The organism is Kitasatospora sp. NPDC059722, assembly GCF_042733235.1.
Classification (GTDB): domain Bacteria; phylum Actinomycetota; class Actinomycetes; order Streptomycetales; family Streptomycetaceae; genus Kitasatospora.
On record NZ_JBHWGD010000003.1, the window covers coordinates 139,550 to 152,382 of the forward strand.

Consider the following 12,833-nt stretch of genomic DNA (forward strand, 5'->3'; position numbering starts at 1 on the left):
CCGCGCCGCCGCCCCCGCGCGCGCTCGCGGGCGCTCCCTGGGGGGGCCGCCCGGGGGGGGGGGCGCGGGGCGCCGCCCCCCCCCCCCCGACGGGCGTGACCCGGGGGCTCAGCCGATGGAGCGGGGGAGCCGGGTGGTCAGGTACAGGATGGTGAACGAGCCCAGGAGCTGGATCCCGAGGCACAGGGCGAGCGCCCGGTCCATGCCCAGGGAGGGCGCGAGGGACAGGTAGAGCGTGCCGAGGGTCGCGACGCCGAGGGCGAGGCTGGACTGCTGGCCGGTGGCGAGGACGCCGCTGCCGACGCCGGCCCGGGCGGCGGGCACCTTGGAGAGGACGACCCGGAAGAGCGGGGTGCCGATCAGGCCCTGGCCGATTCCGGCGAGCGCGACCCCGGGGGCCATCCGCAGCGGCGAGAAGCCGGCCCAGTCGGCGAGGACGGTGACGGCCAGGGTGGTGAGGCCGACGGCCTGGATGACGGCCCCGGCGGTGAGCACCCGGCTGCCGAACCGGCCGATCAGGCGCGGACCGGAGAGCGAGGCGGTGAAGTAGCCGACGGCCATCGGGACGAGCGCCCAGCCGGACGCGACCGGGCCGAGCGCCAGCCCCTGCTGCAGGGCGACGGCGATGACGAACATGAAGCCGCCGAAGCCCGCGAAGTAGGGCAGCGCGATGCCGAGGCCGCGGCGCATCTCGGGGATGCGCAGCAGGGTCGGCGGCACGAGCGGGGTGTCCCCGCGGCGCTCGGCGCGGATCTCGACCAGGGCGAACGCGACGGCGAAGACCGGGAACAGGCCCAGCAGGACCCAGGACCACACCGGCCAGCCGGCCGCCCGGCCCTCCATCAGCGGGACGAGCAGGGACAGCAGGGTCGCGGTGAGCAGGACAGTGCCGGGCACGTCGACCCGGGCGGCCCGGGTGGCGCGGCTCTCCGGGACGTAGCGGACGGCGAGGACCAGCGCGAGCAGCGCGAACGGCACGTTCAGCAGGAAGACGGAGCGCCAGCCGGTGCCGAAGACGTCCGCCGCGATCAGCATGCCGCCGAGCACCTGCCCGATGACGACCGAGATGCCGCCGACGGCGCCGTAGACGCTGAGCGCCCGCCCGCGCCGGGCGCCGTCGGTCGCGGCGGTGATGGTGCCGAGGACCTGCGGGATCAGCAGCGCGGCCGAGGCGCCCTGGGCGGCGCGGGCGGCGACCAGGGACCACGCGCCCGGGGCGAGGCCGCAGGCGAGCGAGGTGAGGGCGAAGGCGGCGGCGCCCGCGACGAACAGCCGGCGGCGGCCGAAGATGTCGCCGAGCCGTCCGCCGAGCACGAGCAGGACGGCGAAGGCGATGCCGTAGCCGGCGGCGACGAGCTCCAGGACGGCGGGCCCGGCGGCGAGGTCGTGGTCGATGGTGGGCAGGGCCACGTTGACGATGAAGAAGTCCAGCATCGGCAGGAAGGCGCCGAGCAGGACGGTGATCAGGCCGGCGGTGCCGAGGGACGGGGTGCGGGGAGCGGTCGCCGCGGTGCCGGGGGTGGTGGCGGTGCGGACGGGGGCGGGAGCGACGGCGAGTTGTTGGGTCACGGGTCATACGATCCGCCCGGTCGTAGCCTGGTACCAGAGTGTGCTTATCCAGGTATAAGAAGTACCTGGCAACAGGATCCGCGGTGTCGCATCCTAGAACACATGAGCCTGACGACCGCCGCCGCGCACGCGCCCACCGCGGGGGGCTCCTCCGCGCACACCCGGACGGTGGCGCCCGCTGCAGCTCCCGCCGCGACGCCCGCAGACGCCCGCCGCCACGACCTCGCCGCCTTCCTCCGCAGCCGCCGCGAACGCCTCTCGCCCGAGCAGGTCGGCCTTCCGCCCACCGGCCGCCGCCGCACGCCGGGGCTGCGCCGCGAGGAGGTCGCGCAGCTCGCCGCCGTCGGCGTCACCTGGTACACGTGGCTGGAGCAGGGCCGGGACATCCAGGTCTCCACCCAGGTGCTGGACGCCGTCTCCCGCGCGCTGCTCCTGGACCCGAGCGAGCGCGCGCACCTGTTCACGCTGGCCGGCGCGGAGGACCCGGCGCCGGTGCTGGAGTGCCCGACGGTCACCCCGGGCGTGCGCCTGGTGCTGGAGCAGATGTCGCCCCACCCGGCGGCGGTGTTCAACACCCGCTACGACATCCTCGCGTACAACGCCCAGTACACCGCCATCGTCGGCGACCTCGACGCGCTGCCGCCCGAGGACCGCAACCTCATGTGGCTGGCGTTCACGCCCTCGCGCTTCCGCGAGGTGCTCGTCGACTACGAGACCGAACGCGACGTGATCGTGGCCCGCTTCCGCGCGGCGATGGCCGACCACGGTTCGGATCCGAGCTGGAAGTCGCTGGTCACCCGGCTGCAGAAGGCCTCGCCCGACTTCGAGGCCGCCTGGCGGCGGCACGACGTGGCCAGGCCGGGCAACGGCGTCAAGCGGTTCCTGGTGCCCGGCGTCGGGATGCTCTACTGCGAGTACACCAACTTCTGGCTGGGCCCCCGGATGGGATCGCGCATGATCACCTACACCCCGCGCGACGAGCGGACCCGCGAGCTGATGAACCTCCTGCCGAACAAGCTCTAGCGGGCCGCGGCGCGCCGCCCGAGCAGCAGGCACACGGCGGCGAGCGGCAGTTCGACGCAGCCCGCCATGACCAGCGCCGCGAGCACCGCGTGGCCGGGCCCGGCGAAGGCGACGTCCACCAGCGCGTCCCCGGCGAGCAGCAGCGCGACCGCCCCGCCCGCCCAGCGGGCGCCGGCGCTGCGCCGCCGCACGGCCGCGTCGAGCGTGAGCAGGGCGGCGAACTCCAGCAGGTCCAGGACGACCCACGGCGTCTCGTGGCAGACCGCGAGCACCGCGAGCCACGGCAGCAGCGCGACGGCGGCCAGCGCGGGCAGCCGCTCGAAGCGGGCCGGCCGCACCAGGCGGTCGAGCCGGTCCAGCGCGCCGGGACGGATGGACGGGAAGAACGGACCGGCGGCCGGACGCCCGGTCAGCACCGCGGTGCTCACTTCGCACCCCCGACGGCCGCCCGGACCCGCACCCGCTCCAGCCCCAGCCGCTCGACCCGGCCCGCCGACGCGCCCGCGGCCGGAGCCGTGACCACGACCCCGGTGAACGGCCCCTCGGCCCAGGCGAGCCAGAACTGTCCGCCCACCGCGACGACTTCACCCGCCACGGCGGCCCGCGGCCCGCGCAGCCACCCGCCGCCGGTGAACACCACCGCCGGCGCCGCGCCGCCGGCCGCCAGCCGCCCCCACGCGAGCACGCGGGAGACCCGGCCGCCGTCCGCCGTCCGCCGCGCCCCGCGCAGCAGCTGCGGCGTGAGCCGGGCGGCGACCAGGACGTCGGCCAGCTCGCCGTGCTCGTACACCTCCAGCGCGGCCCGGCCGCGGCCGGCGCGCACGCTGCGCACCGACCACGGCCCGGGCCCGGCCAGCAGCGTCCCGTCCGGCTCCGGCGCGCGGCGGAGCGCGTCCCCGGGAACACCCCCGTGATTCCCGGGGACGGGCCGCCCGTGCGGCGGAGTGGCTTCGTCCGATGCGGTGCTCGTCATGTCCCCAAGCCTTCCGCCGAGGCCACCCCGCTGTCGGTAGTGCCCCACCCCGAACCGGGGGTGTACCTAGCTACACCCCGGTTCTGCACACCCCTTCATGGCGACCGGCGATCATGGGCCTCTACGCTGTCGGCCATGCCCTCCACCACGCTGCGCCGAGCGCTCGTCAGGAGCCTGCGGCGGCCTCCGTGGTCGGCGGCGGCCTGGCGGGACACCCGCCTCATAGCCGCCGGGATCCCGCTGGCCGCACCGGTCTGGCTGGCCGTCACCGAGCCGACGCTGCTGTTCCCGGTCACGGCCCTGGTCGTGGTCCTCGCCCGCCCGCTCACCGCCGCCCAGCGCGGCCGGCTGCGCGCCCTCGCCGGGGTGGACGTGCCGCCCCCGCCCGGCGCGACCCGCCGGGGCCGCCCGCTGACCTACCTGAGCACCGGGGTGAACTGGCGTCAGATCGGCTACCACCTGCTCGTCGGCCCGCTCCTGGCGCTCGCCTCGCTGTGCGTCGTCTGGTGCTGGGGCGCCGGCCTGGTGCTGGCCACCCTGTACGGCTGGGTGTGGATGATGCCGGTCGACACCCCGCTGCGCTGGGAACTGGCCGGCACGGACGTGGCGCTCACCGCCGCCGGCGTGCTGCTGCTGGCCGCGTCACCCTGGCTGGCCGCGCTGGCCGCCTGGCTGGAGACCGGTGCCGCGCAGAAGCTGCTCGGCCCGAACCGGGCCGAGGCGCTGGAGCGCCGGGTCGAGGAGATCGCCGAGAGCCGGGCCGGCCTGGTCGACGCGGTCGACGCCGAGCGCCGCCGGATCGAGCGCGACCTGCACGACGGCGCCCAGCAGCGCCTCACCTCCCTCGCGATGAACCTCGGCCTGGCCCGCCGCACCCTCAAGGACGTCCCGCCGGACGCCATGGCGGTCATCGTCGCCGCGCACGAGGAGGCGCAGGCGGCCATCGACGAGCTGCGCGACCTGGTCCGCGGCCTGCACCCGGCAGTCCTGGAGGACCGCGGCCTGGACGCGGCGCTGTCCGGGATCGCCGCCCGGGCCCCGCTGCCGGTGCGCCTGGACGTCGAACTGGCCGAGCGGATCGCCCCGACGGTCGAGGCGGTCGCCTACTTCACCGTCTCCGAGGCGCTCACCAACGTGGCCAAGCACGCCCGCGCCACGAGCGTCGACGTGTCGGTGCGGACGGCCGGGGGCAGGCTGCGCCTGGTCGTCAGCGACGACGGCGTCGGCGGCGCCGATCCGACGCGCGGCAGCGGGCTCACCGGTCTGCGCCAGCGCGCCGCCTCCGTCGACGGCACGCTGTCCGTTCTGAGCCCCCTCGGGGGCCCCACCACACTCACCGTGGAGTTGCCGTGCGCGCTGTGATCGCCGAGGACTCGGTCCTGCTGAGGGTCGGGCTGGTCAAGCTGCTGGAGGCGGTGAGCTTCGAGGTCGTGGCCGAGGTCGGCGACGCCGAAGCCCTGCTGATCGCCGTCGAGGAGCACCGTCCCGACGTGGTGGTCGCGGACGTCCGGATGCCGCCGGGCTTCCACGACGAGGGCGTGAAGGCCGCGATGGTCATCCGCCGGCAGTGGCCGGAGGTGGCCGTCCTGCTGCTCTCCCAGTTCGTCGAGGAGCGCTACGCCGCCGACCTGCTGTCCACCAACACCAGCGGCGTCGGCTACCTGCTCAAGCAGCGGGTGGCCAACGTGGACGACTTCCTCGACGCGCTCCAGCGGGTCGCCGCGGGCGGCACCGCGCTGGACCCGGAGGTCGTGGCCCAGCTGCTGGTGCGCCGCCACCGGGACCCGCTGGAGAAGCTGACCCCGCGCGAGCGGGACGTCCTCGCCCTGATGGCGGAGGGCCGCTCCAACGCCGCGATCGCCGCGTCCCTGGTGGTCAGCGACAGCGCGGTGGCCAAGCACATCAACTCGATCTTCACCAAGCTCGACCTCCCGCCGGCCGACGACAGCCACCGCCGGGTGATGGCCGTGCTGCGCTTCCTGGAGGTCGGCTAGCCATGGCGGACGCTACGGGGGAGGCCCGGCCCGCCGGGCCGCGCGGGGTGCCGGGGCGGGCGGCGACGTGGCGGATCATCGGCTCGCTCAGCCTCGCGTTCCTGCTGGTCACGGCCGTGTCGCAGACCCTCGGCCTGGTGGCGCGCCAGCAGAAGACCGAGCAGAAGACGTACGACCACGTCGTCGTCCGCAAGCTCCAGCTGGCCACGGGCAGTGCGTCCGTGCAGGTCAGGGCGGGCAAGGACGACCGGGTCGTGGTCCGCAGGAACCTGAACTACACGTTCCGCGCGCCGCAGGTCTCGACCGTGATCGAGGGCGACGTCCTGGTCGTCGGCGTGTCCTGCCGGCAGCCGCTGCCGTTCCTCAGCTGCGGCGCCGAGATCGAGCTGGAAGTGCCGCAGGGCACCGGGGTGACCGGCTCGGTGGACTCGGGCAGCGTCGACGTGGCCGACCTGAGCGGCGAGGTCAGGCTGGACGCGACCTCCGGGGCGCTGTACCTGCGCCGCCTCTCCGGCGAGGTCCACACCCGGACCACCTCGGGCATGGTGCAGGGCACGGAGCTCGGCTCGGGCCGGGTGGAGGCGAGCAGCACCTCGGGCTCCGTGGAGCTGGACTTCGTCAGGGCCCCGCACGCGGTGGACGTGAGCACCACCTCCGGCTCGGCGACGATGACGCTCCCGAAGGGCAGCCGGTACGCCTTCAGCGGGCAGGTCGGCTCGGGCAGCCGCAGCGTCGACCCGAACCTGTCCGACGCCTCCAGCCCGGACAGCCTCCGGGCCTCGGTCGCGTCGGGCTCGCTGCGGATCGGCTACCGGGAGGACGGCCGAAGCGGGTGAGCCGGGTGGGGGACAATGGAGAGTCCCGTCCCCTGCTCCCGAGGTCAGCCGCGCATGACAGCCACGCCCGCACCCACCGCGACCAGCACCGACTTCGCGCCGCTGGACATCGGCCCGATCCAGGTGTGGCCGCCCGTCGTGCTGGCGCCGATGGCCGGCATCACCAACGCGCCGTTCCGCACCCTGTGCCGGGAGCAGAGCGGCGGCAAGGGCCTGTACGTCTCGGAGATGATCACCACCCGGGCGCTGGTCGAGCGCAACGCCAAGACCATGCAGCTGATCAAGTTCGACCCGAGCGAGAAGCCGCGCTCGATCCAGCTGTACGGCGTGGACCCGGTGACGGTCGGCAAGGCCGCCCGGATGATCTCGGACGAGGGCCTGGCCGACCACATCGACCTCAACTTCGGCTGCCCCGTCCCCAAGGTGACCCGCAAGGGCGGCGGCTCGGCGCTGCCGTACAAGCGCAACCTGCTGCGCGAGATCCTGCGCGAGGCCGTCGCCAACGCGGGCGCCCTGCCGGTGACCATGAAGATGCGCAAGGGCATCGACGACGACCACCTCACCTACCTGGACGCCGGCCGGATCGGCGCCGAGGAGGGCGTGGCGGCGATCGCCCTGCACGGGCGCACCGCCGCCCAGCACTACGGCGGGACGGCCGACTGGTCGGCGATCGCCCGGCTGCGCGAGTCCGTGCCGGCGCACGTCCCGGTGCTGGGCAACGGCGACATCTGGTCGGCGGACGACGCGCTGCGGATGATGCGCGAGACCGGCTGCGACGGCGTCGTGGTGGGCCGCGGCTGCCTCGGCCGTCCGTGGCTGTTCCGCGACCTCGTCTCGATCTTCGAGGGCGACGTCGACTACGCCCGCCCGGACTTCGGCTACGTCGCCGCGGCGATGGTCCGGCACGCGCAGCTGCTCGGCGAGTGGCTGGGCGACGAGGCGCGCGGAGTGATCGACTTCCGTAAGCACGTCGCCTGGTACACCAAGGGCTTCTCGGTCGGTTCCGAGCTGCGGGTGCGGCTGGCCAACTCGTCGTCGCTGGCCGAACTGGCCGAAACCCTGGCCCTGGTGGAGCAGTCCCAGCCGTGGCCGGCCGGTGCCGACGGCCCGCGCGGACGGACCGCCGGCAACAATCGCGTGGTCCTGCCCGAGGGCTGGTTGGACGATCCGTACGACTGCGCCCGGCCGGGCGCGGACGCCGAATCGGACACCTCTGGCGGATGATCTGTACGGAGCGTCGAAATTACCCCTCATGAGGGGTCGGACGCCCTGGCCCAGCCCTCTTGTCCAATCTGGACAGGAGGGCTCCCTTTTGGCAGTGGATCATGACTCAGCGAGCACGATTCTGGACGGAGTGCGACGATCGTCGGAGCCGGACTACGTTCGACCGGCGCGACGCGCTGGTGACACTTGCCACATGCGGCCGGGACTGACGCGGGGTCAGTGGACGAAATGGCCAGATCGGCCGTGGATCGCTTCCCGAAGCCGCCCGGCCACGGACGGCCGATCCGGGTGCAGGAAATCAAGCCGGGGCAACGCGGTCGACCACCACCCGCTACCGTGCGTCCGGATCGTGTGATCTTCACGTTTCCATGCCTTCAAGACTTGAACGCTGGCTCGCGTCAGCCGGACGATTTCGGCTCCAGAGGTGAACGCCGTCACGCGCATTCGATCTAGCGGGTTACCCCTGGGTACCGGCCTCGTACGGCCTATTGGGGGCAGAGAAAGACCTTCGAAATGGGTATGTTCTCCGGCGTCAGGGCAACCGCGTACGAGGAGACCGACCCGTGCCGTCCCAGCAGAAGTTTGTTTACTCCTTCACCGAAGGAAACAAGGACCTCAAGGATCTTCTTGGCGGCAAGGGCGCGAACCTGGCCGAGATGACCAACCTGGGTCTCCCCGTCCCTCCGGGGTTCACCATCACCACCGAGGCCTGCAAGGTCTTCCTGGAGACCGGCAGTGAGCCCTCCTCCCTGCACGAGGAGATCAGCGCCCACCTGGCCGCCCTCGAGGAGGAGATGGGCAAGAAGCTCGGCCAGGCCGACAACCCGCTGCTGGTCTCCGTCCGTTCGGGCGCCAAGTTCTCCATGCCCGGCATGATGGACACCGTCCTGAACATCGGCCTGTCCGACACCTCGGTGGCCGGCCTCGTCGCCCAGTCCGGCAACGAACGCTTCGCCTGGGACTCCTACCGCCGCCTGGTCCAGATGTTCGGCAAGACCGTGCTGGGCGTCGACGGCGAGCTGTTCGAGGAGGCTCTGGACGAGGCCAAGCACGCCAAGGGCACCGTCAACGACCTGGACCTGGACGCTTCCGACCTCCGGGAACTCGTCGAGGTGTTCAAGGGCATCGTCGAGCGCGAGACCGGCCGGGCCTTCCCGCAGGACCCGCGCGAGCAGATGGACCTCGCCGTCCACGCCGTCTTCCACTCCTGGAACGGCGACCGCGCCCGGCTGTACCGCCGCCAGGAGCGCATCCCGAACGACCTCGGCACGGCGGTCAACGTCTGCACCATGGTCTTCGGCAACCTCGGCGAGGACTCCGGCACCGGCGTCGCCTTCACCCGCGACCCCTCCACGGGTGCGCAGGGCGTCTACGGCGACTACCTCTCCAACGCCCAGGGCGAGGACGTCGTCGCCGGCATCCGCAACACCCTGCAGCTGTCCGAGCTGGAGAAGCTCGACAAGAAGTCGTACGACGAGCTCATGGCGATCATGCAGAAGCTCGAGAACCACTACCGCGACCTCTGCGACATCGAGTTCACCATCGAGCGCGGCAAGCTCTGGATGCTGCAGACCCGCGTCGGCAAGCGCACCGCCGCCGCGGCCTTTCGGATCGCCGTCCAGCTCGTCGACCAGGGCCTGATCGACCTGGACGAGGCGCTGATGCGCGTCACCGGCGGCCAGCTGGCCCAGCTGATGTTCCCGCGCTTCGCCCCGACCCCCGAGTCCAAGCAGATCGGCTGGGGCCTCGCCGCCTCGCCGGGCGCCGCGATCGGCAAGGTCGTCTTCGACTCCTACACCGCCGTCAAGTGGTCCCGCTCGGGCGAGAAGGTCATCCTGGTCCGCCGGGAGACCAACCCGGACGACCTGGACGGCATGATCGCCGCCGAGGGCATCCTCACCTCGCGCGGCGGCAAGACCTCGCACGCCGCCGTCGTCGCCCGCGGCATGGGCAAGACCTGTGTCTGCGGCGCCGAGGAGCTGGAGGTCGACACCAAGGCCCGCAAGTTCACCACCGCCGACGGCCTGGTGGTCCACGAGGGCGACGTCGTCTCCATCGACGGCGCCAGCGGCAAGGTCTACCTCGGCGAGGTACCGGTCCTGCCGTCCCCCGTGGTCGAGTACTTCGAGGGCACTCTGCACGCCGGCGCCGACGTCCAGGGCGGGCTGGTCCAGGCCGTCCACCGGCTGATGTCGCACGCCGACGGCCGCCGCCGCCTGGCCGTGCGCGCCAACGCCGACAACGCCGAGGACGGCGGGCGCGCCCGCCGCTACGGCGCCCAGGGCATCGGCCTGTGCCGCACCGAGCACATGTTCCTCGGCGAGGAGCGCCGCAAGGAGGTCGAGCACCTGATCCTCGCGGACAACGACAAGGACCGCGAGCAGGCCCTCTCCACCCTGCTGCCGCTGCAGAAGAGCGACTTCCTGGAGCTGTTCCAGGCGATGGACGGACTGCCCGTCACCGTCCGCCTGCTCGACCCGCCGCTGCACGAGTTCCTGCCGAACATCACCGAGCTGTCGGTGCGCGTCGCCCTCGCCGAGGCCCGCAAGGACCCGAACGAGAACGACCTGCGCCTGCTGCAGGCGGTGCACAAGCTGCACGAGCAGAACCCGATGCTCGGCCTGCGCGGAGTGCGCCTCGGCCTGGTCATCCCCGGCCTGTTCGGCATGCAGGTGCGCGCCATCGCCGAGGCGGCCGCCGAGCGCAAGCTGGCCGGCGGGGACCCGCGTCCCGAGGTGATGATCCCGCTGGTCGGCACCGTCCAGGAGCTGGAGCTGGTCCGCGACGAGTGCGAGCGCGTGCTCGCCGAGGTCGCCCAGTCAACCGGCGTGAGCCTGGACATCAAGCTCGGCACCATGATCGAGCTGCCGCGCGCCGCGGTGACCGCCGGTCAGATCGCCGAGGCCGCCGAGTTCTTCTCCTTCGGCACCAACGACCTGACCCAGACGGTGTGGGGCTTCTCCCGCGACGACGTCGAGGCCTCGTTCTTCACCGCCTACCTGGAGAAGGGCATCTTCGGGGTCTCCCCGTTCGAGACCATCGACCGCGACGGCGTCGGCTCGCTCGTCAAGCACGCCGTCGAGGCCGGCCGGGCCACCCGCCCCGACCTCAAGCTCGGCGTCTGCGGCGAGCACGGCGGCGACCCGGAGTCGGTCCACTTCTTCCACGAGGTGGGGCTGGACTACGTGTCCTGCTCCCCCTTCCGGATCCCGGTGGCGCGCCTGGAGGCAGGCCGCGCCGCCATCGAGACGGCGGGCAGCGACTCGCGCTGAGGCAGGGAGGCATCCCCTCCTCAAGCGCGTGGTCGACTGACCGCTCTCCCTCCCGCCGGGAGGGCGTGCACCGGAGCTCGGCGCAGGAGAACCGGCGTACGTAACACGGCCGGGCGGGGACGGACAATGGCGTCCGTCCCCGCCCGGCCGTACGTGTGTTGCGGCGGCCACCCACCCGTGGGCCTTCCCCCGGTGCTGGCAAGCTGGTGCGCATGACCAGACGCAAAAGCCCGCTCGTAGTCGTGGCCGTCCTGATCCTGGCCGTCCTCGGCGCGGTCGGGTACCTGCTCGCCGGCAAGGGCGGCAGCAGCCACTCCAAGGCCTCCGGCTCCTCCACCGCGGCCGCCGCGAACTCCGCGGGTTCCCCGGGCGCCAAGTCCCAGGCCCCGAAGCCGTCCCCGCCCGCCGGCCGCACCCCCGCCCCGAGCGGCACCTGGGTGCCCGCCGACCCCGCGCTGGCCGACGTCTGCCGCACCAAGCTCCCCAGTCAGGCCCAGGACACCCTCGGCCTGATCGACAAGGGCGGCCCCTACCCGTACAACCGCGACGGCATCGTCTTCGAGAACCGCGAGAGCCGCCTGCCCAAGAAGTCCGACGGCTACTACCACGAGTTCACCGTCGTCACCCCGGGCTCCAACGACCGCGGCACCCGACGCGTCGTCACCGGCGGCGCCGGCGAGCAGTACTGGTCCCCCGACCACTACGCGACCTTCCAGGAGATCGACCCGCGCTGCTGAAAGTACTTTCCCGCCAGGACTCCGGCGCCTCGTCGCTGCGGCCGAGGCCGCCGGAGCCCAGCACGCGGCCCGGGCGCAGCAAGGGAGTTGACGCCCTCAACGCGCCCGCCGCCAGGTGATCCTGGCGTGCGGGCCGTGGGGGCCGGTGGTCAGCAGGGCGGTCAGCTCGTGGAGGACCGGGGTCGGGTCGCGGCGCAGCTGGACCGGGGTGGTGCGGACGACCGGGAGGCCCGCGGTGGTGAGGCGGTTGGCCCGGACCAGGCTGCGCTCGTGGTCGGCCGGGCGCAGGTGCCAGGCCCGTGAGTCGATCTCCAGCGCCACGCACGCGTGCGGCCAGTAGGCGTCGGGCACGGCGAGGAAGCGGCCGTCCAGGAACAGCACCGGGTTCCACAGTGGCTCCGACAGTCCCGAGCCCCGCAGGAGGTCGCGCGCCTCGCCCTCGACCACCGACCGCACCCCGGACGTCAGGTCCTCGACCACCTGGGCGACCTGCGGCAGCCCGAGCGCACCCGGCCGGGCGAGCAAGTGGTCCAGCAGCTCGCCGAGTTCGCAGTGCCGCCGCTGGACCGCCTCCGCGCACAGCGCCCGGAAGCGCCGCAGGCCCGGCTCGCGCGGGGCGAGGTCCGCCAGTGCCCGCGCGACGGTGGTGCTCCACAGCCCGTCGTCCCGCTGGTACCCGCTCGGCATCGGCCCGGCCGCCCGGTGGATCCGGACGAACTCGCGGTCGCCGACCCGGCGTTGCCCCGGGATCAGCACGTCGACGCCGATGAGGTCGGCCGGGTGCCCGGCGCTCGGCAGACCCGCGTCCGCGAGCACCGCGAACCCGGTCAGCAGGACTTCCCCGGTCTGCGGCGAGCGCCCCTTCGGCGCCGCGTACGCCAGTGCGGCGCGCAGTCGTTGATGTGCGGTCAGCCGCCCCGTCTGCAGGCAGATCACCCGGGGCAGCACCTGCTGCCACGGCCCGCCCGGCCGCAGCCGGTGGGCGATCGTGCCGGACGGCACCCCGAGGCGGCGCAACTGCGCCCGGGTGACGACGTGCTGCTGGTCGGCGCCGAGCAGGGCGACGGGGTCGAGGGAGTCGAGGGGAATGGCGCAGGTCATGTCACGGTGCTTCCCACCAGGATCGGATGTATGCGAAACATCGCCCGTGGGAGGGGCCCGGCAAAACAGGTTGACGCGGCCTCGGCCGGGCCGGTGAGCTGGGG

At 73.3% G+C, this 12,833-nt stretch carries 11 protein-coding genes; 7 read left to right on the plus strand and 4 right to left on the minus strand.

The window, feature by feature from the left end; translation table 11 throughout:
* Nucleotides 1-108: 108 nt before the first annotated feature.
* A complete protein-coding gene (locus ACFV4F_RS02980) occupies nucleotides 109-1,569 on the minus strand; it encodes an MFS transporter (protein ID WP_380500196.1) in 1,461 nt (486 codons plus the stop codon).
* 102 nt (nucleotides 1,570-1,671) lie between these two features.
* Between ACFV4F_RS02980 and ACFV4F_RS02985 the strand changes: the two genes are divergently transcribed.
* On the plus strand, nucleotides 1,672-2,592 hold the full coding sequence (locus tag ACFV4F_RS02985; protein ID WP_380445319.1) for a helix-turn-helix transcriptional regulator: 921 nt from the start codon (nucleotides 1,672-1,674) through the stop codon (nucleotides 2,590-2,592).
* On the opposite strand, the gene ACFV4F_RS02990 is transcribed toward ACFV4F_RS02985, so the two are convergent.
* A complete protein-coding gene (locus ACFV4F_RS02990) occupies nucleotides 2,589-3,020 on the minus strand; it encodes a hypothetical protein (RefSeq protein ID WP_380499659.1) in 432 nt (143 codons plus the stop codon). The two genes, ACFV4F_RS02985 and ACFV4F_RS02990, sit on opposite strands and share 4 nt — an antisense overlap.
* A complete protein-coding gene (locus ACFV4F_RS02995) occupies nucleotides 3,017-3,565 on the minus strand; it encodes a hypothetical protein (protein ID WP_380500198.1) in 549 nt (182 codons plus the stop codon). Before ACFV4F_RS02995 ends, ACFV4F_RS02990 begins: the two co-directional genes overlap by 4 nt.
* Nucleotides 3,566-3,700: 135 nt before the next feature.
* On the opposite strand from ACFV4F_RS02995, the gene ACFV4F_RS03000 reads away from it, so the two are divergent.
* The 6 genes from ACFV4F_RS03000 (at nucleotide 3,701) to ACFV4F_RS03025 (ending at nucleotide 11,628) form a co-directional block, all read left to right on the plus strand.
* The gene (locus ACFV4F_RS03000; protein WP_380445322.1) at nucleotides 3,701-4,927 is read left to right on the plus strand and encodes a histidine kinase; all 1,227 of its coding nucleotides are present in this window, start codon (nucleotides 3,701-3,703) and stop codon (nucleotides 4,925-4,927) included.
* On the plus strand, nucleotides 4,915-5,559 hold the full coding sequence (locus tag ACFV4F_RS03005; RefSeq protein ID WP_380445323.1) for a response regulator: 645 nt from the start codon (nucleotides 4,915-4,917) through the stop codon (nucleotides 5,557-5,559). Before ACFV4F_RS03000 ends, ACFV4F_RS03005 begins: the two co-directional genes overlap by 13 nt.
* Before the next feature lie 2 nt (nucleotides 5,560-5,561).
* Nucleotides 5,562-6,395 (plus strand): DUF4097 family beta strand repeat-containing protein, encoded by an 834-nt coding sequence (locus tag ACFV4F_RS03010; protein WP_380445324.1) that lies wholly within the window; start codon nucleotides 5,562-5,564, stop codon nucleotides 6,393-6,395.
* A 54-nt stretch (nucleotides 6,396-6,449) separates the two neighbouring features.
* Nucleotides 6,450-7,619, plus strand: coding sequence for a tRNA dihydrouridine synthase DusB (gene dusB / locus ACFV4F_RS03015; protein ID WP_380445325.1), 1,170 nt, complete (start codon nucleotides 6,450-6,452; stop codon nucleotides 7,617-7,619).
* A 563-nt stretch (nucleotides 7,620-8,182) separates the two neighbouring features.
* Entirely contained in the window at nucleotides 8,183-10,891 is a 2,709-nt protein-coding gene (ppdK, locus tag ACFV4F_RS03020) for a pyruvate, phosphate dikinase (RefSeq protein ID WP_380500200.1), read from the plus strand.
* Nucleotides 10,892-11,103: 212 nt separating this feature from the next.
* Nucleotides 11,104-11,628 carry a ribonuclease gene (locus ACFV4F_RS03025; protein ID WP_380445327.1) on the plus strand — a complete coding sequence of 175 codons (525 nt, stop codon included), beginning with the start codon at nucleotides 11,104-11,106 and terminating at the stop codon, nucleotides 11,626-11,628.
* Between the two features lie 96 nt (nucleotides 11,629-11,724).
* Here ACFV4F_RS03025 and ACFV4F_RS03030 read toward each other — a convergent pair whose 3' ends face one another.
* Nucleotides 11,725-12,729, minus strand: a complete 1,005-nt coding sequence (locus tag ACFV4F_RS03030) for a hypothetical protein (RefSeq protein ID WP_380445330.1) — start codon at nucleotides 12,727-12,729, stop codon at nucleotides 11,725-11,727.
* Nucleotides 12,730-12,833 lie beyond the last annotated feature (104 nt).